General features: G+C 64.2%; 25 protein-coding genes. 13 read left to right on the forward strand and 12 right to left on the reverse strand.

The genetic code is table 11. The features are described 5' to 3' along the window. Nucleotides 1–60: 60 nt before the first annotated feature. Both EH240_RS34110 and EH240_RS34115 read right to left on the reverse strand, forming a co-directional pair. Nucleotides 61–1248, reverse strand: coding sequence for a Gfo/Idh/MocA family protein (locus tag EH240_RS34110; RefSeq protein WP_125006765.1), 1188 nt, complete (start codon nt 1246–1248; stop codon nt 61–63). Nucleotides 1249–1403: 155 nt separating this feature from the next. Next, the gene (locus EH240_RS34115) at nt 1404–2459 is read right to left on the reverse strand and encodes a sugar phosphate isomerase/epimerase family protein (protein WP_125006766.1); all 1056 of its coding nucleotides are present in this window, start codon (nt 2457–2459) and stop codon (nt 1404–1406) included. A 402-nt stretch (nt 2460–2861) separates the two neighbouring features. Here EH240_RS34115 and EH240_RS34120 point away from each other — a divergent pair, with 402 nt between their 5' ends. From EH240_RS34120 to EH240_RS34140, 5 genes are all read left to right on the forward strand, one after another. Then, on the forward strand, nt 2862–3749 hold the full coding sequence (locus EH240_RS34120) for a sugar phosphate isomerase/epimerase family protein (protein ID WP_125006767.1): 888 nt from the start codon (nt 2862–2864) through the stop codon (nt 3747–3749). 55 nt (nt 3750–3804) lie between these two features. After that, nucleotides 3805–4974, forward strand: a complete 1170-nt coding sequence (locus tag EH240_RS34125) for a mandelate racemase/muconate lactonizing enzyme family protein (RefSeq protein WP_125006768.1) — start codon at nt 3805–3807, stop codon at nt 4972–4974. Between the two features lie 2 nt (nt 4975–4976). Continuing rightward, nucleotides 4977–5693 carry a FadR/GntR family transcriptional regulator gene (locus EH240_RS34130; RefSeq protein WP_125006769.1) on the forward strand — a complete coding sequence of 239 codons (717 nt, stop codon included), beginning with the start codon at nt 4977–4979 and terminating at the stop codon, nt 5691–5693. Nucleotides 5694–5756: 63 nt separating this feature from the next. Further along, a complete protein-coding gene (locus EH240_RS34135; protein WP_125006770.1) occupies nt 5757–6734 on the forward strand; it encodes a hydroxyacid dehydrogenase in 978 nt (325 codons plus the stop codon). Between the two features lie 50 nt (nt 6735–6784). Continuing rightward, the gene (locus tag EH240_RS34140) at nt 6785–7171 is read left to right on the forward strand and encodes a hypothetical protein (RefSeq protein ID WP_125006771.1); all 387 of its coding nucleotides are present in this window, start codon (nt 6785–6787) and stop codon (nt 7169–7171) included. 4 nt (nt 7172–7175) lie between these two features. On the opposite strand, the gene EH240_RS34145 is transcribed toward EH240_RS34140, so the two are convergent. Then, entirely contained in the window at nt 7176–8471 is a 1296-nt protein-coding gene (locus EH240_RS34145) for an amidase (protein ID WP_125006772.1), read from the reverse strand. 120 nt (nt 8472–8591) lie between these two features. Here EH240_RS34145 and EH240_RS34150 point away from each other — a divergent pair, with 120 nt between their 5' ends. Beyond that, nucleotides 8592–8939, forward strand: a complete 348-nt coding sequence (locus EH240_RS34150; protein ID WP_125006773.1) for a GFA family protein — start codon at nt 8592–8594, stop codon at nt 8937–8939. A gap of 61 nt (nt 8940–9000) precedes the next feature. Here the strand turns inward: EH240_RS34150 and EH240_RS34155 are convergent, their stop codons facing one another. Then, nucleotides 9001–10215: an MFS transporter gene (locus tag EH240_RS34155; protein WP_125006774.1), complete on the reverse strand. Its 1215-nt coding sequence runs from the start codon at nt 10213–10215 to the stop codon at nt 9001–9003. A gap of 89 nt (nt 10216–10304) precedes the next feature. Between EH240_RS34155 and EH240_RS34160 the strand changes: the two genes are divergently transcribed. Together EH240_RS34160 and EH240_RS34165 are read left to right on the forward strand one after the other, a co-directional pair. Then, entirely contained in the window at nt 10305–11273 is a 969-nt protein-coding gene (locus EH240_RS34160; RefSeq protein WP_125006775.1) for an AraC family transcriptional regulator, read from the forward strand. A 108-nt stretch (nt 11274–11381) separates the two neighbouring features. Continuing rightward, nucleotides 11382–11813, forward strand: a complete 432-nt coding sequence (locus tag EH240_RS34165) for a DUF4437 domain-containing protein (protein WP_125006776.1) — start codon at nt 11382–11384, stop codon at nt 11811–11813. Nucleotides 11814–12003: 190 nt separating this feature from the next. Here the strand turns inward: EH240_RS34165 and EH240_RS34170 are convergent, their stop codons facing one another. Further along, nucleotides 12004–12603, reverse strand: coding sequence for a c-type cytochrome (locus EH240_RS34170; protein ID WP_125006777.1), 600 nt, complete (start codon nt 12601–12603; stop codon nt 12004–12006). Nucleotides 12604–13083: 480 nt separating this feature from the next. On the opposite strand from EH240_RS34170, the gene EH240_RS34175 reads away from it, so the two are divergent. Both EH240_RS34175 and EH240_RS34180 read left to right on the forward strand, forming a co-directional pair. Next, nucleotides 13084–13965 (forward strand): tyrosine-type recombinase/integrase, encoded by an 882-nt coding sequence (locus EH240_RS34175; RefSeq protein ID WP_167484288.1) that lies wholly within the window; start codon nt 13084–13086, stop codon nt 13963–13965. Nucleotides 13966–13975: 10 nt separating this feature from the next. Next, nucleotides 13976–15175 (forward strand): IS91 family transposase, encoded by a 1200-nt coding sequence (locus tag EH240_RS34180; RefSeq protein ID WP_125006778.1) that lies wholly within the window; start codon nt 13976–13978, stop codon nt 15173–15175. A gap of 424 nt (nt 15176–15599) precedes the next feature. Here the strand turns inward: EH240_RS34180 and EH240_RS34185 are convergent, their stop codons facing one another. The 7 genes from EH240_RS34185 to EH240_RS34215 form a co-directional block, all read right to left on the reverse strand. Then, nucleotides 15600–16682 carry an ABC transporter ATP-binding protein gene (locus tag EH240_RS34185; protein ID WP_125006779.1) on the reverse strand — a complete coding sequence of 361 codons (1083 nt, stop codon included), beginning with the start codon at nt 16680–16682 and terminating at the stop codon, nt 15600–15602. Continuing rightward, a complete protein-coding gene (locus EH240_RS34190; RefSeq protein WP_125006780.1) occupies nt 16682–17788 on the reverse strand; it encodes an ABC transporter ATP-binding protein in 1107 nt (368 codons plus the stop codon). Before EH240_RS34190 ends, EH240_RS34185 begins: the two co-directional genes overlap by 1 nt. After that, a complete protein-coding gene (locus tag EH240_RS34195; protein ID WP_125006781.1) occupies nt 17785–18006 on the reverse strand; it encodes a hypothetical protein in 222 nt (73 codons plus the stop codon). The genes EH240_RS34190 and EH240_RS34195 overlap by 4 nt, the downstream gene beginning before the upstream one ends. After that, the gene (locus EH240_RS34200; protein WP_125006782.1) at nt 18003–18959 is read right to left on the reverse strand and encodes a carbohydrate ABC transporter permease; all 957 of its coding nucleotides are present in this window, start codon (nt 18957–18959) and stop codon (nt 18003–18005) included. Before EH240_RS34200 ends, EH240_RS34195 begins: the two co-directional genes overlap by 4 nt. 1 nt (nt 18960) lies before the next feature. Continuing rightward, nucleotides 18961–19866, reverse strand: coding sequence for a carbohydrate ABC transporter permease (locus EH240_RS34205; protein ID WP_125006783.1), 906 nt, complete (start codon nt 19864–19866; stop codon nt 18961–18963). A 67-nt stretch (nt 19867–19933) separates the two neighbouring features. Further along, nucleotides 19934–21250, reverse strand: coding sequence for an ABC transporter substrate-binding protein (locus tag EH240_RS34210; protein WP_125006784.1), 1317 nt, complete (start codon nt 21248–21250; stop codon nt 19934–19936). A 353-nt stretch (nt 21251–21603) separates the two neighbouring features. Then, nucleotides 21604–22293: a TetR/AcrR family transcriptional regulator gene (locus tag EH240_RS34215; protein WP_125006785.1), complete on the reverse strand. Its 690-nt coding sequence runs from the start codon at nt 22291–22293 to the stop codon at nt 21604–21606. A 127-nt stretch (nt 22294–22420) separates the two neighbouring features. Here EH240_RS34215 and EH240_RS34220 point away from each other — a divergent pair, with 127 nt between their 5' ends. Genes EH240_RS34220 through EH240_RS34230 form a run of 3 tightly spaced genes read left to right on the forward strand, consistent with a single transcriptional unit; the run spans nt 22421 to nt 24968 of the window. Next, complete coding sequence (locus EH240_RS34220) at nt 22421–23617, forward strand: Tm-1-like ATP-binding domain-containing protein (RefSeq protein ID WP_125006786.1); 1197 nt, start codon at nt 22421–22423, stop codon at nt 23615–23617. A gap of 12 nt (nt 23618–23629) precedes the next feature. Next, nucleotides 23630–24544 carry a phosphoenolpyruvate hydrolase family protein gene (locus tag EH240_RS34225; RefSeq protein WP_245436652.1) on the forward strand — a complete coding sequence of 305 codons (915 nt, stop codon included), beginning with the start codon at nt 23630–23632 and terminating at the stop codon, nt 24542–24544. Nucleotides 24545–24548: 4 nt separating this feature from the next. Further along, a complete protein-coding gene (locus EH240_RS34230; protein ID WP_125006787.1) occupies nt 24549–24968 on the forward strand; it encodes a cupin domain-containing protein in 420 nt (139 codons plus the stop codon). Nucleotides 24969–25000 lie beyond the last annotated feature (32 nt).

Genomic DNA, 25000 nt, shown 5'->3' on the forward strand with positions numbered 1-25000 from the left:
ATTGCAATTCGGCTGGCAATCCGGGTGAGGGGGAACTCCCCATGTGCCGCCCCGACGCGACTACAATTTCGTCCACGCCCCATTCTTCTTCGACGACTTCACGCAGGCCTCGATGAAGGCCATGCCTTCGACGCCGTCGGCGATCGTCGGGAAGACGACATCCTTGGCCGGCTTGCCGCCCTTCCTGCGTGCTGCCCGGATCGCCCGCGCGGCCTCCTGGTAGATGTTGGCGAAGCCTTCGAGATAGCCCTCCGGATGGCCGGACGGCACACGGCTGACACGCGCCGCGACAGGCATCGCGCCGGCGCCGGCGCGGGTGAGCAACTGCTTCGGCTGACCGAACGGGGTATACCACAGATAGTTCGGGTCGGCCTGCACCCATTCCAGCCCGCCCTTCGAGCCGTAGATGCGCAGCTTCAGCCCGTTCTCGTGCCCCGGCGCCACCTGGCTCGCCCAGATCATGCCCTTGGCGGGATGCGCCTTGCCGACTGGCTTGAAGCGCAACAGCACATTGATGTTGTCGTCGAGCTGGCGGCCCGGCACGAAGGCGTCGAGGTCGGCAGAGAGCGTGTCGAGCTCCAGGCCGGAGACGAAGCGCGCGAGGTTGTAGGCATGCGTGCCGATGTCGCCCAGCGCGCCGCCGGCGCCGGCCTGCTTGGGATCGGAGCGCCACGACGCCTGCTTCTGGCCGGTGGCGGCGAGGTCTTCGGTCAGCCAGTCCTGCGGATATTCCGACTGCACGATGCGGATATCGCCGAGCTGGCCCTTGGCCACCATCTCGCGCGCCTGGCGGATCATTGGATAGGCTGTGTAGTTGTGGGTGAGCACGAACACCTTGCCGGTCTTTTCGACCAATGCCGCGAGCTTCTTCGCCTCGGCCAGCGAGGTCGCCAGCGGCTTGTCGCAGATAACGTGGATGCCGGCCTCCAGGAAGGCCTTTGCCGCCGGCACATGCACGTTGTTGGGCGTCACGATCGCCACCGCCTCGATGCCGTCCGGGCGCTTCGCCTCGGCCTTTGCCATCTCGGCGTAGGAGCCGTAGCTGCGCGCCGGATCGAGCCCGAGCTCGGCGGCGGAAGCCTTGGCGCGCTCAGGGTTCGACGATAGCGCGCCGGCCACCAGCACGAAATCATTGTCCATGCGCGCGGCGATGCGATGCACCGCGCCGATGAAGGCACCCTGCCCGCCGCCGACCATGCCGTAGCGGATCGGTCCGCCTCCCGTTTCCGACTTCGATGCGCCGACCATTCTTGTCCTCTCCTCGTCTGAGATACCCCTCCTCCTCGAGGGGAGGGTGGCCCGAAGGGCCGGGAGGGGTCGGTTCATGCCGAGCTCCACGCCCGGCGACCCCACCCCGATCCGCTTTGCGGATCGACCCTCCCCTCAAGGGGAAGGGTAAAGTGCTAAATCCCCATCATCGCCCGCAGCAGCTTCTTGTCGCTGGTGCCGCCGGCGAAATCGTCGAAGGCTCTCTCCGTGACCCGGATGATGTGGTGCTGGATGAAGGGCGCACCTTCGGCGGCGCCATCCTCCGGATGCTTCAGGCAGCATTCCCATTCCAGCACCGCCCAGGAATCGTAATTGTACTGGGTGAGCTTGGAGAAGATGCCGCTGAAATCCACCTGTCCGTCGCCGAGAGAACGGAAGCGTCCGGCCCGGTTCACCCAGCCCTGATAGCCCGAATAGACGCCTTGCCGCCCTGTCGGATTGAACTCGGCGTCCTTGACATGGAACGCCTTGATCCGCTCGTGGTAAATGTCGATGAATTCGAGATAGTCGAGCTGCTGCAACAGGAAGTGCGACGGATCGTAATTGATGTTGCAGCGCTTGTGGCCGCCGACCGCATCGAGGAACATCTCGAAAGTCGCGCCGTCGAACACATCCTCTCCCGGATGGATCTCGTAGCCCACATCGACGCCGTTCTCGTCATAGACGTCGAGGATCGGCTTCCAGCGCTTGCCGAGCTCGGCGAACGCCTCCTCGATCAGCCCGGGCGGCCGCTGCGGCCACGGGTAGAGATATGGGAAGGCGAGCGCGCCGCTGAAGCTCACCGAGGCCTTGAGGCCGAGATTCTTCGATGCCTTGGCGGCGAACTCCATCTGCTCGACCGCCCATTTCTGCCGGGCTTTCGGATTGTTATGCACCTCGGCAGGCGCGAAACCGTCGAACTGCGCGTCATAGGCCGGATGCACCGCGACAAGCTGGCCCTGTAGATGCGTCGACAGCTCGGTGATCTCGACGCCGGCCTCAGTGCAGGTGCCTTTGACCTCGTCGCAATAGGCCTTCGACGACGCCGCCTTCTTGAGGTCGAACAGGCGACCGTCCCAGGTCGGGATCTGCACGCCCTTGTAGCCGAGCCCTGCGGCCCATTTGGTGATCGAAGCCAGCGAATTGAACGGCGCGGCGTCGCCCGCGAACTGCGCCAGAAACAGGCCGGGACCCTTCATAGTCGTCGGCATCGGCATCCTCCCTCTATCATTTTCACGGACCAAGCATAGCGCCGATTGAAGCGAGGGCCAGCCTGTTTGGTCGTTCGGTATCGGCGCCAGAGCGCAGCGCCATTCTGGTATTACCAAATCCGGCCATTTGGTCAAGCTATCGCAAACGGCCGCAAAACCGGCGGCGAGGACGACAAGGCAATATTTAATCCATTAAAATCAAACAATTGTCCAATGGGCAAGACCCCGCGTTCGGTCTCCTTGCCGATAATGTGAATTTGCTGTAGAGGTTTTCTCAGACCCAATTGGTCGAACCAGTTTCGAGAAAAACCGCTGGAACGCCATGGGGAGGAGATCACGCGGCGGGCTCACTGGAGAACGCCGCGGCAAACATGACAGGCGAATTCTGGGAAGGATAGAGCCATGCATCTTTCGACGCACAACTGGATGCGGGCGGAGCCGCTGGAGGTGACGCTCAAGCGCATCAAGAAGTTCGGCTATGAGTCGATCGAGATTTCCGGCGAGCCCGAGCAGTACAAGACCAAGGAGACGCGCGCGCTCCTGAAGGAGCACGGCATCCGCTGCTGGGGTTCGGTGACGCTGATGCTGGGCGAACGCAACCTTGCCGCCAAGAACCAGGGCCAGCGCGAGCGCTCGGTGCAATACGTCAAGGACGTGCTGACCATGGTGAGCGAGCTCGACGGCGAGATCATCACGCTGGTTCCCGCGACCGTCGGCAAGGTAGTGCCCGACGGCACCGAGGCGGAAGAGTGGGGCTGGGTGGTGGACGCCACCCGCGAATGCTTCGCGCATGCCAAGAAGGTCGGCGTCAGGATCGCCGTCGAGCCGCTCAACCGCTTCGAGACCTATCTGTTCAATCGCGGCGCCCAGGCGCTCGCGCTTGCCGATGCGGTGAGCCCGGAATGCGGCGTCTGCCTCGACGCCTACCACATCCACATGGAGGAATTTAACGTCTACGACGCCATCCGTCAGGTGGGAAAGCGCCTCTTCGACTTCCATGTCGCCGACAACAACCGCTTCGCTGCCGGCCTCGGCCAGATCGACTGGCCCAAGATCGTCGGCACGCTGAAGGAGATCGGCTACGATGGCGCGTTGACCAACGAGTTCGTCGCGCCCGTCGACCGCACGCCGGCCGCGCCCTATCCGGAGATGGTGGAGCGCAACCCGGTCGACATCTCGCCCGAGCAGCTCAAATTCATCCAGGACCACGGCTCCAGCGTGCTCACGGAAAAATTCTACACCGACCAGATGCGCATCACCGCCGAAACGCTGCTGCCGCTGATCAAGTAGTCGGTTCGATCGAAGCTAGCCCTTCCGCCCTCGGGCGAGGGGGCCGGGGATGAAGATGCGTATCAAAAGCGTCCAGGCCTGGTGGGTCCGCATACCGATCGAAGTCGCGAAGCAGCACCGCAGCGACTTCGGTCAGGTGACGACGTTCGACGCCGCCATTTTGCGCATCGAGACCGACGACGGCCTCGTCGGCTGGGGCGAAGGCAAGAATGCCGCCGGCAGCGCCGGCAGCTACGGCGCGCTGGTCCATATGCTGAATCACGAGATTGCGCCGCAGCTCATCGGCCTCGACCCAGCCGATATCGGCGTCATATGGGAGATGCTCTACAACGGCACGCGCCACCACACGGCCGCCCATGCGGGCCATGCCATGCCGCAGCTGGCGCGGCGCGGCATGAGCGTGGCGGCGATCAGCGCCGTCGACATCGCGCTCTGGGACATCCTCGGCAAGTCCTTGGGACAGCCGGTCTGGCGGCTGCTCGGCGGCCGCAAGGTCGAGCGCATGCAAGCCTATGCCTCGGGCGGCTGGGCATCGGCCGACGCCATCGGCGAGCAGCTCAAATCCTACATCGCCGAGGGAGGCTTCAAGGCGCTGAAGATGCGCGTCGGCGCCATGGACGGCGCGCCGCACATCTCGGCCACCCGTGTGCGTGCCGCGAGGCAGGCAATCGGCCCGGATGTCGAGCTGATGGTCGACGCGCACGGCACCTACACCGTCGCCGAGGCGAAGCGCTTCATCAGCCTCACCGCCGATCTCGACCTCGCCTGGTTCGAGGAACCGGTGATTGCCGACGACAAGCCGGGCATGGCCGAGGTGCGCGCCTCAGGCTCGACCCCGATCGCCACCGGCGAGAGCGAGGCAACGCGCTATGCCTTCCGCGATCTGGCGGTGCTGAAATCGGCAGACATCTTCCAGCCCGATCCCGCCTTCTGCGGCGGCATCAGCGAGGCGATGAAGATCGGCACCATCGCCAGCGCCTTCAACCTGCGCTTCGCGCCGCATCTGTGGGCCGGCGCGCCCTGCTTCTTTGCCGGGCTGCATGTTTGTGCCGCCTCGCCCGCCAGCTTCACCGTCGAATATTCGCTCGGCGCCAACCCGATGATCCATGATCTCGTCGAAGAGACTGTCGAAGCAAAGGACGGTATGATAGCGATCCCTGAAAAGCCCGGACTGGGTTTCACCATCTCGGAGAGCTTCCTGGAGGCGAACGCGCAACGCTGCTGACGATGAAAGAAAAGAACCTTCTCGCGGAACTCGCCGCCTATCTGTTCTCCAACTCGGACAAGGAGTCGGGCCGCACGCCGTCGGAGCGCGAGCTGGCGGAACATTTCGGCGTCAGCCGCGGCCAGATCCGCGAGGCGCTGGCCATCCTCGAAGCGATGCGCATCGTCGAGCGCCGCGCCAAATCCGGCATCTATATCGACACCAAGCAGGCAAGCGTCGAGGCGCTGGCGCTTTTTGCGCGCGCCGGCCTGCCGCTCGATCCGGTGCAGATCTACGAGACCGTCGAATTGCGCAAGATCCACGAGATCAAGGCGGCCGAGCTTGCCTGCTCGCGCGCCACAGAAGAGAATTTCGAGCGGCTGCGCGAGATACTGAAGGCTTCCGAGGAGCGCATCGCCGCCGGCGAAGGCCTTGCCAAGGAAGACCGCGAGTTCCACCTCGAGATCGTGCGTGCCACCAAGAACAGCGTTTTCTATAATATCTGCAGCGTCTATTATCTGATGGGCGAGCAGCGCCTGCCGATCTACTTCAACGATCTGGAACGCAGCGTGCGCTCGCATGCCGAGCACATCCAGATCTATGAGGCGCTGCTGCGCCGCGACGGCAACCTCGCCCAGGCGCTGATGAGTGCCCACCTGCAAGGCGCCGAGAGCTACTGGAAGGGCCTCATCGAAGGCCGCGGAGCGGAGCCGAAGAGCGCGGCGCTCGAAAAGGCCTAAGCATTTTGCGGCCAAGCGGAGTCGCTTGGCGTCGCACAAATGCGGCTAAACAACAGGAACCCGATGCGCAAGATCCTGTCGACGCACCCGCTGCACCCGCGCGCCACGGCTATGCTGGCAGGCGCCGGCCGGCTGGCGATCGCCCCCGCGCTCGACGCCAGGACGCTGATCGCTGAAGCGAAAGACGCCGACATCGTCATCGTGCGCGCGCCGTTGCCGCCTGAACTTTTCGATGGCGCCGACAATTTGCGCGCCGCGATCCGCCACGGCGCGGGGCTGGACATGATCCCGGTCGAGGCCGCCACCGCCGCCGGCGTGCTGGTGGCGAATGTGCCGGCGGTCAATGCCCGCTCGGTCGCCGAGCACGTGATGTTCGTGGCGCTCGCACTGCTCAGGCGCTTCCGCGTGATGGATCGCGACCTGCGCGCCAAGGGCTGGCTCGCCGGGCGCGAGCACGCCAATTCGACCAGCGAGCTTGCCGGCAAGACGATCGGCATTATCGGTCTCGGCGCGGTCGGCCAAGCCGTCGGCCATATCGCCGCGCATGGCTTCGACCTCAATGTGGTGGCGACGACGCGCAGCCTGCGTCCGGCACCCGAGCGCGTCGGCGTCCTGTCGATCGACGCGCTGCTCGAGCAGAGCGACATCATCGTGCTCTGCTGTCCGCTGACCGAGGAGACGCGCGGCCTGATCAGCCGCGAGCGCATCGCCCGCATGAAGCCCCATGCGCTTTTGATCAATGTCTCGCGCGGACCGGTGGTCGACGACGAGGCGCTGATAGAAGCCCTGCGAAAGCGCCGCATCGGCGGCGCGGCGCTCGACGTCTTTGCGACCCAGCCACTGCCGGCGAACCATCCCTATTTCAGCTTCGACAACGTCATCGTCACCCCGCATATGGCCGGCATCACCGAAGAATCGATGATGCGCATGGGTGTAGGTGCTGCCGGCGAGGCCCTGCTGGTGCTTGCCAACAAGCTGCCGGTCAACCTGCGCAATCCGGAAGTGATCGAGCACTACCGCCGGCGCTTTCCGGCCGACTGACGCTTGCCGTTTGCCTCAACTTTCCCGGATTTGACGACGACCTTCCTGCTATGACCAAGAGCGTCGCGCGAGCCCTTCTGATCGCTGTCTTCTGCCTGTCTGCGGCCGAGGCTCGCGCCGACGGACAAGGCAGCTATATGCCCTGCGACAACGGCCTGCGCTGCGTGATGGCGCCCTGCCCTTCGAGCAGCGCCCTCGATCTCGCCTCAGGCAGGATCATCAAGGGCGTGTCGATCGACATCGATGGCCTGCCGCAACAGGACAAGGCGCTCGACCTGTCGGACAAGCTCTATGCCGGCAAGGTCGTCATCACCGGCACGATCGAGAACCGACCGCATACGTTCAACGGCAAGCAGTACAGCCTGCCGACGCTGGTCGCGACGGGCATCGAGAGGGCCGCCAAGGACAGCGAGCGCGGCCACTGCTCGGCGCGCTGAGCTCTCAACCTCTCAGCAACGCCTCCACCGCTGCGGCAATCCCGAGAAGGCGTCGGTCGTGGCCGTTGCGCGCCACCAACATCAATCCGGACGGCAACGTCGTTCCCGGCATCGGCAGCGAGATCGCGCAGAGATCGAACTGGTTGGCGACCTGGGTGTTGCGCAGCAGCAGACCTTCCGTTCTTTCGCGCAGCGCTTCGTCGCCGGCCATGGCGGCGATCGACGGCGCGACCATCGGCACGGTCGGCAGCGCAAGCACATCGATTGCCCCCAGCCGTTTCTCCATGGCTGCGGTAAGCTCCGTCCGGCGGCGGATCGTCCTGATGTAGACGGAAGCGGGCACCGTCAGCGCGCGCGCCAAAGGCCCGCTGACATGCGGATCGACGGGCACCGGGGCGCCGGTGGCCAGCCAGTCGGCATGCACCTCGGCGCCTTCCATTGCCGCGATCGAGGCGCGCTTGGTTGCCGCGCGCATCTCGCCAATGAGGTCGTCGATCGGCAGATCGGCGACGCGTGCGCCGACCTGTTCGAAGTTGCTGACACACGTTTCAAAAGCCGCGGTGACCTCGGCTTGCGTGTCGTCAAAGGGCCGGCCTCGCGGAATGCCGATGCGCAGGCCGCTAAGTGGGATCGGCTGAAGAGCCGTCGGCTCCTCCCCCGCCATGATCGCGTCGGCGATCGCGCAATCGACGACGCTGCGGGCGAGCGGGCCGATTGAATCCAGCGTTGCCGACAAGGGAAAGGCGCCGGCCAAAGGCACGCGCCGGGCCGTCGGCTTGAAGCCGACGATACCGTTGAGCGAGGCTGGAATGCGAACCGAGCCGCCGGTGTCCGAGCCGATCGAGATCTCGCTGCTGCCCTCGCCCACCGCGACGCCGGCGCCGGACGACGAGCCGCCCGGGATCAGGCTCGCATTGGTCGCATTGCCCGGTGTGCCGTAATGCAGATTGTCGCCGATCGCGGTGAAGGCGAATTCGGTCATGTTAGTCTTGCCGAGGATCACGGCGCCCGCCTGGCGCAGCCGGCGCACGATCGCCGCGTCCCGCGCGGCGGGCTGGGCACGGGCGAACACCAGCGAGCCCGCCCTGGTCGGCTCGCCGGCGACGTCGAACAGATCCTTGATCGAGACGACCACGCCATCGAGCGGCCCGAGGCTTACGCCGGCCTTCCGACGGGCGTCGGCCGCATCCGCCGCCGCGCGCGCCGCCTCGATATAGAGCTTCGTGTAGACCTTCTCATCGATCGCGCGATCGGCAAGGCGCGACAGGACAGCTTCAAGACGATCGCGGACGGATTGCATGTCGATGTCGGACCCCTGGAGGCTGTAACGTCTTTAAGTCAGTGGCCACCAGCTTGGGCCAGAGTAAGGGATAACCCGGCAAGCGTGCCTTTGCACCTTCCGAAGCGAGAGGAACGACCGATGCTCTACAAAGGCAGCTGCCACTGCGGCAAGGTGGCATTCGAGATCGAGGGCGAGCTTGGCGGCGTCGTGCGCTGCAATTGCTCGATCTGCGCGCGCAAGGGCGCGCTGCTGTGGGCCGTGCCGCATGGCAGCATGCGCCTGGTTGCCTGGGGCGACGACCTCGGCAAATACACTTTCGGCAAAGTTTCGATCGTGCATCGCTTCTGCCGAACCTGCGGAATCCATCCCTTCGCCGAGGACGTCAGCCAGGGCAGCGAACGCAGCGCCTACATCAACATCAACTGCCTCCAAGATGTCGACCTCGCCGCAATACAGGTCTTCGACTTCGACGGCCGCTCGGCCTAGACCAGACTGCATCGCTCTGCCGACAAGCCGGCCACATCGGCCGGCTTGTCGGCATCCAAGGCTATTCAGCCTGTTTCGGGCCGATCGCGAAAGTCACCAGGGCCGCAAGCAGCGTCGCCGCGCTGCCATAGGCGAAAGCGCTGGCCACACCGGCATGGTCGACCAGCAGGCCGCCGAAGACCGCGCCCAGTGCGATCGCCACCTGGAACGTCGCGACCATCAGCCCGCCTGCGCTCTCTGCCTGGTCGGGAGCCGCCCGCACCATCCAAGTCTGTATTCCGACCGGCACCGCGCCGAAGGCAAAGCCCCAACCTGCAACGGCAATTGCCGCGACTATTGGCGAGGCGCCGAGCGTCAGCATGGCGAGCGCCGACAGCGCGATCAGCAGCGGCGCCAGCCCGACCGCAAGCTTCAGGTTGCGTTCGGCCAGGAAGCCGCCGGCGAAATTGCCGAAGAAGCCGCCAATGCCATAGGCGAGCAGCACCAGCGAGATCGTCTCGATCGGCATGACCGGCACCGTCTCCAGGAACGGCCGCACATAGGTGAAGCCGGCAAACTGCCCTGAGGCTACGAGCAGCACGACCAGGAGGGCGACGCGGATCGTCGGCCGCTTCAACACTTCGACCAGTGTGCGGAAGCTGGCCACGCCCGTCGGCGGCAGGCTGGGGATGGTGGCAAGCTGCACCAGCAAGGTCAGCGCGCCGACGACCGCCGCGATCATGAAGGCCGTGCGCCAGCCCCAGATGTCGCCGACATAGGCGCCGACGGGCGCCGCGGTGACGGTGGCCACCGAAACGCCGGTCAGGATGATCGACATGGCGCGCGGCATCAGCCGCATCGGCACCAGACGCATCGCCATGGCGGCCGACATCGACCAGAAGCCGCCGAGCGCGACGCCCAGAACCACACGCGCCAGAAGCAACATCGTCAGCGAGGAGGCGAAGGCGGCGAACAGGTTAGAGACGATCAGAAGCACGGTGAGCATCCACATCACCAGCCTGCGGTCGAGCCGCTTGGTGACGATGGCCATGGTGGGTGCCGCTATCGCGCCGACGACAGCCGTCGCCGTCACCGCCTGGCCGGCGGCGCCTTCGCTGACGCCGAGATCCTGCGCCAGCCGCGTCAGCAGGCTGGCGGGCAAGAATTCGGCCGTCACCAGGCCGAACACGCCTAGCGCCAGCGAGACCACGGCGCCCCACACGGGCTCGGTTCGCTCCTCGGGTTCGGTCCTGTCGAGAACGGCGGCATCGATGACGCCCGTGGCGGGTTCGGTCATGGCAAGTCTCCGGAAGTTGCAGCGCAACATTTGATTGCAGCGCAACATAGGGAGTGACTGTCTGGAGTTTCCATGCTAGAAACGCCGAAATGAATTACAATTCATCCAAAACCGCATTGCCGGCGTCCGGCGATCCGCTGACCGACATGCTGCGCGGCTTGCGGTTGGACGGCGTCGACTACGGCCGCTGCGTGCTGGGCGAGCCGTGGGCCGTTTCCTTCCCGGCGCAAAAGGCGGCGCGCTTCCATTTCATCGGCCAGCAAGGCTGCTGGCTGTTCTCGCCGGGCAAGGAATGGATCGAGCTATCGGTGGGCGACGCGCTGCTGATCCCGCGCGGCGACGAGCATGTGCTGGCCAGCGCGCCCGGCGTGCCTCCGGTGCCGATCGGCCGCTACACCATCGAGCCGGTGTGCGAGAACATCTACGACGTCTCCAACGAGTGCAGCGGGCCCAAGACTCTTCTGTTCTGCGGCAGCATGCATTTCAACCTCGACGGCTCGCATCCGCTGCTTGACATGATGCCCGACCTGATGCGCGCGCATGAGCTGATGGCGAATGCGCCAGGCATCCAGCATCTGCTCGACGCGATGGCCGGCGAGGTGACGATGGACCGCGTTGGCTCCGGCGGCATCCTCGCTCGCCTGGCCGACGTGCTCGCCGCCACCATCATCCGCTCCTGGGTGGAGAACGGCTGCGGCGATGCCACCGGATGGATCGCCGCGGTCCGCAATCCGGACGTCGGCAGAGTGCTCGCCGCCATTCACCTGCAACCCGACCGCGACTGGACGGTGGAGGCGCTGGCGCGATTGATGGGGGCGTCGCGCTCCGCCTTCGCGCAGCGCTTCGCCACCGTGGTCGGCGAGACGCCGGCCAAATATGTGCTCAGCGTGCGCATGCATCAGGCACGGCAGTGGCTCGCCCGCGACGGCATGCGGGTGTCTGTGGCGGCGGCGAGGCTCGGCTACGATTCGGAAGCCTCCTTCAGCCGCGCCTTCAAGCGGGTGATGGGTGTCGCGCCGAGCCATCTGCGCAACGCCGGCGCCGACGAGCAATCCTGACACCGTGGTCAAGCCTCTACCATGCTGGAGGAATTGCCAAGTCTTTTGGACGACGCGTCATTCTCCACCGACAGGGACTGCCTAAGCTCCCCGGCGGGAGGAACCGCCATGGCTGATCAATTTGCACCGCTCGCGCTTGCCGCGCTCACCATGCTTCCGGGGCAGGCATTCGCGCTCGAGGATAGCTATCTTCCGGCCGATAAGATTCCTTATGTCGTCGAAGCGCCGGACCAGCCGCAGCGCCTCGGCCCGCTATGGGGCGAGCGGGCGAAGGGCCCGGCCGGCACATTGCTGAAGGTCCCCGGCAACTGGCGGGCGCCGGTCCACGCGCACACGGCGGACTATCGCGCTGTCGTCATCAAGGGGCTGTGGGCGCATTGGCAGATGGAGGGCGGCGAAGCGACCAAGGTCGAATTGTCGCCAGGCTCCTACTGGACCCAGAAGGCCAACGAGATGCATGACGATGCCTGCCTGTCGGACACCGAATGCGTGATCCTGCTGATCAACGAGACGCCTTACGAGACTTATCTGCCGAAATAGTACCGGGCCGGCCGGAGTCTCGCCGAGCGAGCGGCAGGCGCGTCAGCCAGCTTGATCGGATGTGTTGGGGCCAAGCAGGAACGCCGGGCTGCCCCTGATCATCGGCCGCTTCATCACCTCCGGCAAGGTGCGCATGCTTGCCACGCCGGCAGCCGAAGGTCAGGCGGCCCTTCCGCCATCCCTGCACACATCACTTGCCAGACGCAGCCGGTCCATAGTCTTCACCTGCAGCCTGATGATGCCCTTCGCCTTCAGAGGCTTCTGTGATCTTCTCGTATTCGGATTGAGACATTTCCGGTAGATGGCGAACAAAGGCCACCATCGCCCAAAGCCCTTCCTGGCTGTGCGTTGGACCAAACGCAGGCATCCCGGTCATTTTTATGCCATTTTGCACTATCCAATAGAGCTCAGCATCATCCAAGGTGGCAATGGCTCGTGTGAGGTCTGGCGGCTTGGGCCGCATGTTCTTGGCGAACTCCGCCGGAGAAATTCCCGGACCGCCGTGACAGTCGACGCAGCCTTCCTCCTTGTAGTGATGGCCGCCTGTGCGGATCATCTCCGGATCGTCAAGCGATCGATCCGGGCTGACACTGTGGCCGGCGTGGCGTTCAATAGAATTGTTCCGGATTGTCTCCAGCGACCAACGGACGAAGTCCGGGTCCGGCTCGCTGGCAGCAACATTGTAGAATCCGACATAGGTGTAGCCTGCCAGCCCGACGATGATTGCAAGCAGGACAACAGCGGTTGTAGCCAAGGTTCGCACGGTTAACCCCGTGGCGGCAGGCGTCATCGCATAAGCCCGCCGTCTGCCATCCCGAACGCTTGGAGCCGCCAAACTATTCCGCGGCTTATCATCACGACATCGCGAGCCGCGTACCCTAGAGCAATTCCAGGAAAAGTGTGAAACGGTTTTCCGTCTGGAATTGCGTGAAAACAAAGAGATAGAGCGGTTCGGCGTTTTCGTGAAACGGTGAATCCCTCTAGACCAACGCGGTGAGGAAACGCTGGGTAGCCTGGCCGAACGCCACGACGTGTCGCGCAACCTGATCCGAGGCGCGGCGAAGCACCCACTCCACATAATCCCAGCTCTGCATAATTCTGCATTGGACTAACCCGCTCCGCGACCGCGGACCGGCAAGGAGGCTATGCACCGACGGTGCGGTCCTGATGGCGTCGTTCGTGGCGCCGGACATACATGCAAAAGAAGCTCCAACTGCGCGAGCATGGGATGGCTGCTTGCAGCCCATTCCATCGGACAAAGGAGCTTGTCATGACCCAACTTCGCCAGCGCATGAGCGAGGACATGCAGGTGCGCAACCTCGCGCTCAACACCCAGCGCTCGTATCTGCAACAGGTGTCGCTGTTCGCCCGCTATTTCGGCAAGTCGCCGGACCTGCTCGGGCGCGAGGACATTCGGACTTATCAGGTTTATCTGACCAACGAGAAGAAGTTGGCGCCCGGTTCGATCCACACCGCCATCGCGGCGCTGCGCTTTCTCTACAGTGTGACGCTCGAATGGGACTGGGCGCCTGAAGAGGTTCTCCCGCTTCCGAAGAAGCCGCAAAAGCTGCCGATCGTCCTCGGTCCCGAGGAAGTTCAGCAATTCCTCGGCTGCGTGCTCGACGTCAAACATCACGCCATCCTGACCACGTGCTATGCCGCCGGCTTGCGCATCTCGGAGGCGGTGCAGCTGAAGCCTACGGACATCGACAGCCAGAGAATGGTCGTCCGCGTCGAGCAGGGCAAAGGCCAGAAGGACTGCTACGTGATGCTGTCGCCCAAGCTCCTGGAGATCCTGCGCACCTACTGGAAGGTGCGCCGGCCGGAGACGTGGCTCTTCCCCGGCGATCGTGCCGGCGAGCCGATCACCAGGGATGCGGTGGGACATGCCTGCGCGAAAGCGCGCGACCGCTCCGGTTTGTCCAAGCCGGTCACGCCCCATAGCCTACGACACGCCTTTGCCGTCCATTTGTTGGAGGCCGGCGCCGACGTGCGCACCATTCAACTGCTGCTCGGTCACAGGAGCCTCGCGACCACCGCCCATTACCTACGGATTGCCACCAACAAGGTCTGCGCCACGTCGAGCCCCTTCGAGCTCTTGCCGCGTCCGGCGGCCACCTTGCCGCCGCCCGCCAAGCCGCAATACTTCTGAGCGCGCGCCGATGGCCCGCTCGGGGCCGGAAGTGGCGGATATCTTCCGCCGCTACGGTGAAGCCTATCGCACTCAGCATGACGCGTCGCTGTCGACCGCCCAGCGCCGCGTCATGACGGCGATCGAATTGTGCCGGACCGCCGCGCTCGGCGGGCACGTTGAAGCATGCGATCAATGCGGCCACCGGCGCATCGCCTTCAACAGCTGCCGCGACAGGCATTGTCCCCGCTGCCAATCGCTGGCCCGCGCGCAATGGCTGGAGGATCGTCGCGCCGAGCTTCTCGACACGCAGTACTTCCACGTCGTCTTCACGCTGCCGGGCGACATTGCCGCCATCGCTTATCAGAACAAGGCGCTCGTCTACGGCCTGCTCTTCCGCGCCACCGCCGAGACGCTGCGCACCATCGCCGCCGATCCCAAGCATCTCGGCGCCGAGATCGGCTTCTTCGCGGTGCTGCACACCTGGGGCCAGAACCTGCTGCACCACCCCCACCTGCACTGCGTCGTCCCGGGTGGCGGGTTCTCGCCGGACGGCACGCGATGGATTGCCTGCAAGCCCGGCTTCTTCCTGCCGGTCCGCGTGCTCTCACGCCTGTTCCGACGGCTGTTTCTGGATCACCTGGAGAAAGCCTTCGCGGCCGGCGAACTGCAGTTCTTCTCTGACTTGCAGGCCCTGAGCGAGCGTAACGCCTTCCGGCGCTACCTGGCGCCCCTTCGAAAGGCCGAATGGGTGATCTACGCCAAGCCGCCCTTCGCCGGGCCCGAACAGGTCCTCGACTACGTCGGCCGCTACACGCACCGCGTCGCCATCTCCAACAACCGCCTCGTCGACATCGAGGATGGCGCCGTTCGTTTCCGCTGGAAAGACTGCCGGCATGGTGATCGGCAAAAGGTCATGACCGTCTCGGCCGACGAGTTCATGCGTCGCTTCCTGCTTCACGTCCTGCCGGAGGGCTTCCATCGCATCCGCTACTACGGCTTCCTCGGCAATCGCCACCGCGCGCAAAAGCTTGCCCACTGCCGCGACCTGCTCGGCATGCCGGCTCCCGAGCCGTCGGTCGAGCCGATCGAAAAGGACTATCGCGACCGCTACGAGGACCTTACCGGGCACTCCCTCCGGCAATGCCCGGCCTGTCACCAAGGGCAGATGATTGTCATCGAAGTCTTCGACGGCGTCACCGGACCGCCGCCATACTGGGATACATCATGAAAGTAGGGCTCAGCTTCCATCGTTACCGTATTGCACGGGCCGTTCGGCTGGAAAACCGAGCCGGTCCCGCGGAGATGCGCGCCGCCGGCCCCGGGGCAGCCTCTCCTCGCAAGGCGCGGCGCCGGTCCTCACTTTGCCGCAACCGATATCCGTGCCGCTTTCGGCGCATGCGACCCCTGCAATCGCCGCGTCCGCGTTGCGTCTGAGGCCCACGCGATACCTGTTCGCCGGTGCGGCTCAATTGAACGCCCATAGCGGCCACCCGTGCCGGCGGCTTAGTCCAACACGTTTTTAGCTCACCGTCGCGATCCACCGCAGCGCGCTCTCGCCACCTGTCTTTCTGCGCGACGCCAAGCTAAAAACGCTCTGCATTATGTCGAGTTCAACATAAGTCAAAAGCCGTTCCGATTTTCGGGGCCATGCCCTATCCGGTGTGTCGCAGGCTGACGCCGCTACCCTTGTCGAACATCACCATCTTGTCCGAGTTCCAGGCAAAGCGCACCGGCTGCTCGATCTCGACGGCGGTCCTGGCAGGCACGGTGGCTCTCAGCATGGCATCGCCGACCCTCAGCGTTACGATCTTCTCGACGCCGTGGTTCTCGACATCGTGGACGCGTGCCTCGACCGGCGCGCCGCTCTCCAGATAGACGTCCTCCGGACGGATGCCGAAGACGAGCGGGCGACCGTCGGTCGCACCGCCCGTCCTGGCCGCCCCCCCTGAAAGCGGCAGCTCGAAATTCGCCATCACCGCACGGTTTTCGACCAGCCTGCCGTCGATGAGGTTCATCGGCGGCGAGCCGACGAAGCTAGCGACATAGGTGTCGCGCGGATTGTTGTAGATTTCGTGCGGCGTGCCGGTCTGGACGATGCGGCCGTGGTTCAGCACGCCGACCTTGTCGCCCATCGACATCGCCTCGATCTGGTCGTGGGTGACGAACAGGAAGGTAGCGCCGAGCTGCATCTGCAGGTTCTTCAACTCCGTGCGTAGCGCCTCGCGCAGCTTGGCATCGAGCGCCGACAGTGGCTCGTCCATCAGGAACACGCGCGGCTTGCGCACGATGGCCCGGCCGATCGAGACGCGCTGCATCTCGCCGCCGGAGAGCCGGTCGGTCTTGCGGTCGAGCAGGTGCTCGATGCGCAGCGTGCGCGCGGCGCGCGCGACACGGTCCTTGATCTCGGCATCGGGCAGGCGACGGATCTTGGGCTTCAGCGGGAATTCGAGGTTTTCGCGCACCGTGTAGCGCGGATAGAGCGAATATTGCTGCAGCACCAGCGCCACGTCGCGCTCGGCCGCGCCCCAGTCGGCGACGTCGACGCCGTCGATGAAGACCTGGCCCTCGGTCGGTTTCTCGAGTCCGGCGATCAGTCGCAGCGTCGTCGTCTTGCCGGCGCCGGTCTCGCCCAGCAGCACGAAGAACTCGCCGTCGGCGATGTCGAGATTGAGGCCGGTCAGCGCGGTATGGCTGCCGAACTTCTTGGTGACGTTCTTCAGCTCGATATGGGCCATCAGAGCCTCACTCCCAGCGACTTGCCGCTTGCCGTGTCGAAGAAATGCGCCTGCTCCGGATCGATGCGGACATGGACCTTTTCGCCGGGGCCTGAAACGTAGCCGGCCTTGGTGCGTGCACGCAGCATCTTGGAGCCGACCTTGAGGTCGACGATGTCGAAGGAGCCGAGCGGTTCGATGATCTGGGCCTCGACCGGCACATAGCCGGCCGCGGCGTCGTGCCGGACGAGCACTCCTTCGGGACGTATGCCGAGCGTCAGGCCGCCATTGGCGACGTGGCCGTTGAGCCTGGTGAGAAGCTCGCGAGGGAACTCGAAGCCTTTGGGCGCACCGCCGACGGTGACGGTGGCGGCACCGCCCTCATCGGCGACGCTGGCCTCGGCGACGTTCATCACCGGGCTGCCGACGAACTGGGCCACGAACAGATTGGCCGGATGCGAGTAGACATCGTCCGGCGTGCCGACCTGCTGGATGAAGCCCTCATGCATGATGACGATGCGATCGGCGAGGCTCATCGCCTCGATCTGGTCGTGGGTGACGTAGATCGTGGTCGAGCCCTGCTTGATGTGCAGGCGCTTGATCTCGGCCCGCATCTCCTCGCGCAGCTTGGCGTCCAGCGCCCCGATCGGCTCGTCCATTAGCATCGCCTTGGGTCGGCGCACCAGGGCACGGCCGATCGCCACGCGCTGCATGTCGCCGCCCGACAGCGCCGACGGCTTCTTGTCGAGCAGGTCGCTGATGCGCAGGACCCGCGCGACCTCGCGCACCGACTTGTCGACCTCGCCGCTGCTCATGCGCGTGGCGCGCAGCGGAAAGGCGATGTTCTCGAACACCGTCATATGCGGGTAGAGCGAGAATGACTGGAACACCATGGCGATGTCGCGGTCGGCGGCCTTGAGGTGCTGCACCGCCTTGCCGTCGATCAGGATGTCGCCCTTATCGATCGTCTCCAACCCCGCTATCGCGCGCAGCGTCGTGGTCTTGCCGCAACCCGACTGGCCGAGCAGAACGATGAACTCGTTGTCGGCGATTGCGAGGTTCAGATTGTGGATGACCTGGACGGCGCCGAAGAATTTCTCGATGCCGCGAAGTTCGATCTGCGTCACTGCCGGGCCCCCTCATGCGTCGCGGCGCCGGTTTCCTCGCTGCGCTCCGGCGCGATCTTGGACGTGATGTTGAAGCCGATCAGCCCGATCAGGATGATCGTCACGCCGTAGGAATGCAGGCTGAGGCTCCACGGCTGGCAGAGCGCGATGATGCCGAGCACCATGGCGATCTGCGACGCCGGCAGCAGATACTTCTCGTTGACAGCGCGAAAACTCATTTGCGGATCGCTCCGAAGGTCACGCCGCGAAGCAGATGGTTGCGCAGCAGGAAGGTGAAGATCGCGACCGGCAGCAGGAACAGGAAGGTGCCTGCCGCGATCGTGGTCCAGTCCGGCAGGCCGGAACCGATCTGGCTGGGAATGAAAGGCGGCGCGGTCTGGGCGCGCCGGTTGGTCATGATCAGCGCGAAAGCGTATTCGTTCCAGGCGGTGATGAAGCAGAACACGGCGGTGGCGGCGATGCCCGTCGCCGCCTCCGGCAGCACGATCTTGAAGAAGGCCTGCATGCGCGTGTAGCCGTCGACCAGCGCCGCCTCCTCATACTCCTTCGGGATCTCGTCCATGAAGCCCTTCATCAGCCAGACCGAGAAGGACAGGTTGAAGGCGATGTAGAGGATGATCAGGCCGATATGCGAGTCGTTGAGGCCGACCATCCGGTACATCAGGAACATCGGGATGGCGACGACCACCGGCGGCAGCATGCGTGTCGACAGGATGAAGAAAAGAAGGTCCGCCTCGCCTGCTATCTTGAAGCGCGAGAAACCATAAGCCGTGAAGGTTCCCATGCCGACCGCGAGAACCGTGCTTACGATCGCCACGATAAGGCTGTTCATGAACCGGTCGGGATATTGCGAAAGCTGCACGTCCTTGCCGACCTTCAGCACCCGCTCGCCGCCGTCATAGATGCGCTTTTCCCACCAGGGCGCGGCCTCATAGACCTGCGGGTCGACGGTCTTCTGCATCTGCACCCGCTTGGTGAAGAGCCGGATGAACGGTGTCACTTCGGGCTGGAAGAGAACGGTGGGAGGCACGCTGACTGCCAGTTCCTTCGGCTTGAAGGCCGTGGAGGCGATCCAGTAGATCGGTGCCAGGAAGATCAGCGTGGCGACCAGCACCGCGACGATGGCGATGCGGTTGAGGGCGACCTCGGAAGAAGTGCGGACGGCCGCCATCTCAGCGCTCCTTCACCTTGTTGAGGTATTTGACATAGATGTTGGTGATCGCCAGCACCATGATCAGCACGATGTAGGCCAGCGCGCAGGACTTGCCGGTGTCCCATTGCTGGAAGGCCTGCTTGTAGAGCCGGATCGCAATCAGCTCGGCGGTCGGCTGGGTCGTCATCGTGTAGGCGATGTCGAAGGTCTTGAAGGCTTCCATGGTGCGGAAGATCAGCGCGATCAAAAGGATAGGCGAGACCAGCGGCAAGGTGATGCGGGTGAAGGTGTACCACCAACCGGCCCGGTCGATTGCCGCTGCTTCGTAGAGGTGCTGCGGCACGGCCGAAAGGCCGGCGAGCGAGAGCAGCATGACAAAGGGCGACCACATCCAGATGTCGGTGATCGCTACCGCGTAGAGCGCGCTGTCGGGATTGGAGAGCCAGGCGAAGTCACCCAGGCCGAAGACATAGTTTATAGGCCCCCAGGACGGGCTGTAGAGCAACTGCCAAAACAGGCCGACCACAGCCGCCGACATCATCATCGGCAGGAGCAGCAGCGTGGTGATCAGGCCCTTCATCGGAAAGCTGCGATTGAGCAGCAGGGCGAGGCCGAAGCCCACGATCATCTGGCCGGCCACCGAAACGATGACGTATTTCGCCGTGATGACGAAATTCGACCAGATGTGATCGTCGGTTAGCAATTCGCGATAGTTCTGCAGGCCGACGAACTGCCAGGGCTCGCTCCGGTTCGCCGCGAAGTTCGTGAAGGAATAGCCCAGCGAATAGATCAGCGGGAAAATGTTGAAGACGATCAGGAAAACCAGCGTCGGGATGATGAACATGTTGCGGATGGTCAGATCCGACCAGCCGCGAGCGGCGGCCCTAGAGGCAGGATCGAGATTGGTGAGGGCTACCGAAGCCAACGATCGTCTCCGTGAAAACAGGAATGCCGGAGGGGAAATCCTCCTCCGGCATTCTGGCTCTAATGATTTACTTGTAGCGGTTGTACTTGGTGAACGTCGCCTTCCAGTCGGCGGCGGTCTTGTCGAGCGCTTCCTGGGCGGTGCCCTTGCCGCCGACCACGAACGGATAAATGTTCTGGTTCAGCTGATCGAGCACCTCGGCGTATTCAGGCGTCGCCCAGAAATCCTTGACCATGAACATGGTGTCGTAGAACGCTTTGTTGTACGGCGTGGCGTTCTGGAAGGCTTCCGACTTCAGCACGGCCTGGCTGCAGGTGTAGCCGCCGAGCTCGGCCCACTTCTTCTGGGTTTCGTCCTTGATGAACCACTCAAGGAACTTCATCGCCTCGTCCTTGTTCTTCGAGTACGAGACGACGGAGATGCCCTGGCCGCCGAGAGCGGCGAAGCGCTTGCCGTCGGGGCCGGCCGGGTTGGCGAAGAAGCCGGTGACGTCTGCATAGGGGTTGGTGGCCTTGTTCACCAGCGGCGGGAAGAAGGCGAAGAAGTTCATGCTCATCGCGGCGAGGCCGCCGGTGATCGCCTGGTTGTCTTCCACGAAGAAGGTCTTGCCCCAGCCGGGAGGCGTGAACTTGTAAAGCTCCTTGTACATGTCGAGGCCGGCGGCGGCCTCCTTCGAATTGGTGATGCCGTCGACCTTGTAGCTTGCGTAGTCGCCGAGATCGCCGCCATAGCTGAAGATGGCGCTTTCGACGCCCATCGCCATCGCGTCATAGGAATTGTCGGTGTAGATGGCGACGCCGTACCGCTTCTGGTCCGGGCGGTGGAAGAACTCGGCGATGTCGCGCAACTGCGCATAGGTCTTCGGCACGTCGAGGTCGTAGCCGTACTTCGCCTTGAAGGCTTCCTTCTCCTTCGGATCCTCGAACCAATCCTTGCGGTAGGACCAGCCGATCGCATCGCCTTCCAGCGGGATCGCCCAGTACTTGCTGGAACCGCCGGGGTATTCGGCATAATACTTGATGGTCGCGGGCGCCATCACGTCGGTGAGCTTGTGCTGGTTGAAGAAGTCGGTCAGGTCGACATAGTGGCCCTGCGTCGAACCGGCGCCCAGCCATTGCGAGTCACCGACCACCATGTCGTAGGCGTCGCCATGCGCGTTGAACTCGGTGAAGGCCTTGGTCTGGAAATCCGGCCACGGCGTGGTCTGCACCGTGACCTTCACGCCGGTCTCGGCCGTGTAGTCGTTGACGAGTTCCTGCAGATAGTTCGCCGGATCCCATTCCGCCCAGAAGATGGTGAGTTCCTTGTCTTGCGCTCGGACGGATGTCCCGCAGGCAAGCGCCAGCCCGATACCAGCAATCACGCTGGTCACTATCTTGCGCATAGTTTTCCTCCCTTGTGCGCATTCTACCGTGTCATGCGGGGCCGGCAGTATGGTCGGCCCTGGTAGTTCCTCCCGTGATGGCATTTCCGGTTTCGAGCCTCTTCGCCCTGCCGGGAAAAATGATCGCAGCCCTCACTTTCGATCCACTTTATGCATACTGATCTGGTATTACCAATTCAAGAGGGACGTCAAGCTCTTTCTTGTCCAGTCAAAAGCGGTTCGACAAGCCAATCGCGGCGGTATCCGTCTGTTTTGCCTTACCTTTCCTACTCCTTGATATGCAGAGGCCTTGTTTCCACCGAGGCCTCGCAATTATTAAAGCTAGCTCGGCCTCCAATCTGGTCGAACCAGATTTAAGACATCGTCGTCTTCGCTGCGATCGAAACTCCACCCGTTTTCGCCTCTGATTCCGCCATCGCCGCGCGCACCAGAGCGCCCGCCGCCCACTCGGCGACCGACATCATGTCACGGCTGTCCAACCCCCATATATCCTTCAGCACGATCAGCACTTCCACGCCGAACATCATCGAAAGCGCCTGGGCAAGACGCCTGAACTGACGCGGCTTGAGTTGACCCTTGAGTGGCGCGATCGCGTCCTTCAGGAGGTCGACGCGGTGACCGCGCGTGAGGGCGGGTTCCGTGCCCAGCGTGCCTGCCTGCCGCCTGGCCCACTGGTCGAGCGAAAGCTTCAGCGCCGCCTTGAACGTCGCCTCGAAGGCCTCGATGCGCGGCATGGCGGAAGCGAACAGTTCCGCCACGCGCCGCTCCGGATCGGCGGAAGTGGATTTCCAGGTCAGTATCGGGCCGAGCCCCTCGTCGACGACCGCCTGCACCAGCGCTGCCTGGCTTGGGAAATAGCGATAGGCCGTGGCGCGAGAGACTTCCGCCGCCTCCGCAACCTCGCTGACCGAAGGCGTTGCGCCGGACTGCATCAGGCGCGTCGCCGTCTCCAGCATCAGGCGCATGGTGCGGGCACGCGGCCCCTTCTCGGGCACAGCCGCCTGATCGGCGTCGACGCTGGCTTGTTGACGTGAGACGTCCATGTCAATACGATACGCGCGTCTCAAAAAATTGCAATGGCCCACGCCTTGGCGACCGGGCCAGGCAAGAAGCGGCAGGCGGCAACGCCGAGCGCGCCGGCCAACCGGGAGAGACGACGGGGAAACGCGGATGAAGCGCATCTACGTGGTCGGCACCGCCGACACCAAGGGCGAGGAGCTTGCCTTCCTGGCCGATGCCGTCGCCGCTGCCGGCGGCGCGGTCGCCCGCGTCGATATCGGCACGCGCGGGGCGACTGTGCCGGTGGAGATCGCCGCAAGCGAGGTCGCCGCGCATCATCCCGATGGAGCCGGCGCGGTGCTCGGCATCGACGATCGCGGCACGGCCGTCGCCGGCATGGGCGTCGCGTTTGCCCGTTTCATCCAGTCCCGCGATGACGTCGCCGGCGTGATCGGCATCGGCGGCGGCGGCGGCACCTCGATCGTCACCGCCGGGATGCGCGCCCTGCCGCTCGGCCTGCCGAAGATCATGGTCTCGACGCTCGCTTCCGGCGACACCGCGCCTTATGTCGACGTCTCCGACATCGTCATGATGCCGTCGGTGACCGACATGGCCGGCCTCAACCGGCTGTCGCGCGTCGTGCTGCACAACGCCGCCCAGGCCATCGCTGGCATGGTGGCGAGGCCGGCCCCGTCAGCCGCCGGAAAGCCGGCGCTGGGCTTGACCATGTTCGGCGTCACCACGCCTTGCGTCACAACCATCGCCGACCGGCTACGCGCAAAGTATGACTGCATGGTCTTCCATGCCACCGGCACCGGCGGCCGCTCGATGGAAAAGCTCGCCGATTCAGGACTGCTCGCCGGCGTCCTCGACATCACCACGACGGAGGTCTGTGATCTTTTGTTCGGCGGCGTGCTGCCGGCGACGCAGGATCGCTTCGGCGCCATCGCCCGCACGAAGCTGCCCTATGTCGGCTCCGTCGGCGCGCTCGACATGGTGAACTTCTGGGCGCCGCCGACCATCCCCGAACGATATCGTGGCCGTCTCTTCTACGAGCACAATCCGAACGTCACGCTGATGCGCACCACGGCGGATGAATGCCGCAGGATCGGCGAATGGATCGGCGGCCGCCTCGCCCGCTGCGAGGGCCCGGTCCGCTTCCTGATTGCGGAAAAGGGCGTGTCGGCGCTCGATATCGAGGGCGGGGCCTTCTTCGACGCGGAAGCCGATTCTGTCCTGTTCGAAGCTATCGAGCGCACCATCAAGCCGACCAATAACCGCACTGTGACGCGCCTGCCGCTGCACATCAACGACCCCGAATTCGCCAAGGCCGCGGCCGAGGCTCTCCTCGACATCGCCAGGAAGTGAGACCCGACAAGCATGGCCGCCATTCCGCGCAAAGATATCCTGGAAAAGTTCCGCAAGATGATCGCCGAGGGCGTGCCGATCGTCGGCGGCGGCGCCGGCACCGGCCTGTCGGCCAAGGCCGAGGAAGCCGGCGGTATCGACCTCATCATCATCTACAATTCCGGCCGCTACCGCATGGCCGGGCGCGGCTCGGCCGCCGGCCTGCTCGCCTATGGCAATGCCAACGAGATCGTCAAGGAAATGGCCTATGAGGTGCTGCCGGTGGTGAAGAAGACGCCGGTGCTGGCCGGCGTCAACGGCACCGACCCGTTCGTCATCATGCCGCTGTTTCTCGCCGAACTGAAGACGATGGGCTTTTCCGGCGTGCAGAACTTTCCGACCGTCGGCCTGTTCGACGGCACCATGCGCCAAAGCTTCGAGGAGACCGGCATGGGTTTTGGCCTCGAGGTCGACATGATCGCCGAGGCGCACAAGCTCGATCTGCTGACCACGCCTTACGTTTTCAATCCGGACGAGGCGCGCGCCATGGCACGAGCCGGCGCCGACATCGTCGTCGCCCATATGGGTGTGACGACCGGCGGCTCGATCGGCGCCACTTCGGCGAAGTCGCTCGATGCCTGCGTGAAGGAGATCGACGCCATTGCCGATGCCGCACGCTCGGTGCGCAAGGACGTCATCCTGCTCTGCCATGGCGGACCGATCTCGATGCCCGACGATGCGCGCTACATCCTGGCGCGCGGCAGGGGGCTGCACGGCTTCTACGGCGCAAGCTCGATGGAACGGTTGCCGGCCGAAGCGGCGATCGCCAGGCAGACCGCGGATTTCAAGGCCGTCGCGCTGGAGCACCGGACCCAAAAGTGGAAGCCGGTTTTGGGAAAATCCGATGCTCCGACAAAAAGACAGAACGGCGGCACGAACAGGAGATGAGGCAATGGCCGACAAGAGCAAGATGTTCGTCTACCCGAAGGATGTCAGTGCCTTCGGCTTCGATTGGGGCAAGCTGGCGCTCACCGTCGCGCCGGAAGTGAACGGCGCCGCCCGCTTTTCCGGCGGCGTCGTCGACCTGCCCTCCGGCAAGGGCCATACCCGCCACAACCATCCGGGCGCCGAAGAGATCATTTTCGTCATCTCCGGTCATGGCGAGCAGATGATCGAGGATGAGACGGGCAATCCGGTGGTCGCGAAGGTCGGTCCCGGCTGCACCATCTACGTGCCGGAAAGCCGCTTCCACTCGACGCTCAACACCGGCGACCAGCCGATGCAGCTCTTCGTGGTTTATTCGCCGGCCGGACCGGAGCTGGCGCTGCGGGAGCTACCGGATTTCAGGTTGCTGCCGCCGGGCGGAAATTGATCTTTGTTGCCGCCTCGTCGAGGCCGTTTGAC

Origin of the sequence: Mesorhizobium tamadayense (assembly GCF_003863365.1) — a bacterium.
In the GTDB taxonomy this organism is placed as follows: domain Bacteria; phylum Pseudomonadota; class Alphaproteobacteria; order Rhizobiales; family Rhizobiaceae; genus Mesorhizobium; species Mesorhizobium tamadayense.

Excerpts from the sequence above, each read along its gene's own strand:
- EH240_RS34130 (WP_125006769.1), top strand. The coding sequence starts at position 4,977 with ATGAAAGAAAAGAACCTTCTCGCGGAACTCGCCGCCTATCTGTTCTCC.
- EH240_RS34110 (WP_125006765.1), bottom strand. The coding sequence starts at position 1,248 with ATGGTCGGCGCATCGAAGTCGGAAACGGGAGGCGGACCGATCCGCTAC.
- EH240_RS34220 (WP_125006786.1), top strand. The coding sequence starts at position 22,421 with ATGAAGCGCATCTACGTGGTCGGCACCGCCGACACCAAGGGCGAGGAG.
- EH240_RS34120 (WP_125006767.1), top strand. The coding sequence starts at position 2,862 with ATGCATCTTTCGACGCACAACTGGATGCGGGCGGAGCCGCTGGAGGTG.
- EH240_RS34180 (WP_125006778.1), top strand. The coding sequence starts at position 13,976 with ATGGCCCGCTCGGGGCCGGAAGTGGCGGATATCTTCCGCCGCTACGGT.
- EH240_RS34160 (WP_125006775.1), top strand. The coding sequence starts at position 10,305 with ATGAATTACAATTCATCCAAAACCGCATTGCCGGCGTCCGGCGATCCG.
- EH240_RS34140 (WP_125006771.1), top strand. The coding sequence starts at position 6,785 with ATGACCAAGAGCGTCGCGCGAGCCCTTCTGATCGCTGTCTTCTGCCTG.
- EH240_RS34225 (WP_245436652.1), top strand. The coding sequence starts at position 23,630 with ATGGCCGCCATTCCGCGCAAAGATATCCTGGAAAAGTTCCGCAAGATG.
- EH240_RS34115 (WP_125006766.1), bottom strand. The coding sequence starts at position 2,459 with ATGCCGACGACTATGAAGGGTCCCGGCCTGTTTCTGGCGCAGTTCGCG.
- EH240_RS34195 (WP_125006781.1), bottom strand. The coding sequence starts at position 18,006 with ATGAGTTTTCGCGCTGTCAACGAGAAGTATCTGCTGCCGGCGTCGCAG.
- EH240_RS34155 (WP_125006774.1), bottom strand. The coding sequence starts at position 10,215 with ATGACCGAACCCGCCACGGGCGTCATCGATGCCGCCGTTCTCGACAGG.
- EH240_RS34210 (WP_125006784.1), bottom strand. The coding sequence starts at position 21,250 with ATGCGCAAGATAGTGACCAGCGTGATTGCTGGTATCGGGCTGGCGCTT.
- EH240_RS34230 (WP_125006787.1), top strand. The coding sequence starts at position 24,549 with ATGGCCGACAAGAGCAAGATGTTCGTCTACCCGAAGGATGTCAGTGCC.
- EH240_RS34150 (WP_125006773.1), top strand. The coding sequence starts at position 8,592 with ATGCTCTACAAAGGCAGCTGCCACTGCGGCAAGGTGGCATTCGAGATC.
- EH240_RS34185 (WP_125006779.1), bottom strand. The coding sequence starts at position 16,682 with ATGGCCCATATCGAGCTGAAGAACGTCACCAAGAAGTTCGGCAGCCAT.
- EH240_RS34165 (WP_125006776.1), top strand. The coding sequence starts at position 11,382 with ATGGCTGATCAATTTGCACCGCTCGCGCTTGCCGCGCTCACCATGCTT.
- EH240_RS34170 (WP_125006777.1), bottom strand. The coding sequence starts at position 12,603 with ATGACGCCTGCCGCCACGGGGTTAACCGTGCGAACCTTGGCTACAACC.
- EH240_RS34145 (WP_125006772.1), bottom strand. The coding sequence starts at position 8,471 with ATGCAATCCGTCCGCGATCGTCTTGAAGCTGTCCTGTCGCGCCTTGCC.
- EH240_RS34200 (WP_125006782.1), bottom strand. The coding sequence starts at position 18,959 with ATGGCGGCCGTCCGCACTTCTTCCGAGGTCGCCCTCAACCGCATCGCC.
- EH240_RS34175 (WP_167484288.1), top strand. The coding sequence starts at position 13,084 with ATGACCCAACTTCGCCAGCGCATGAGCGAGGACATGCAGGTGCGCAAC.
- EH240_RS34135 (WP_125006770.1), top strand. The coding sequence starts at position 5,757 with ATGCGCAAGATCCTGTCGACGCACCCGCTGCACCCGCGCGCCACGGCT.
- EH240_RS34125 (WP_125006768.1), top strand. The coding sequence starts at position 3,805 with ATGCGTATCAAAAGCGTCCAGGCCTGGTGGGTCCGCATACCGATCGAA.
- EH240_RS34215 (WP_125006785.1), bottom strand. The coding sequence starts at position 22,293 with ATGGACGTCTCACGTCAACAAGCCAGCGTCGACGCCGATCAGGCGGCT.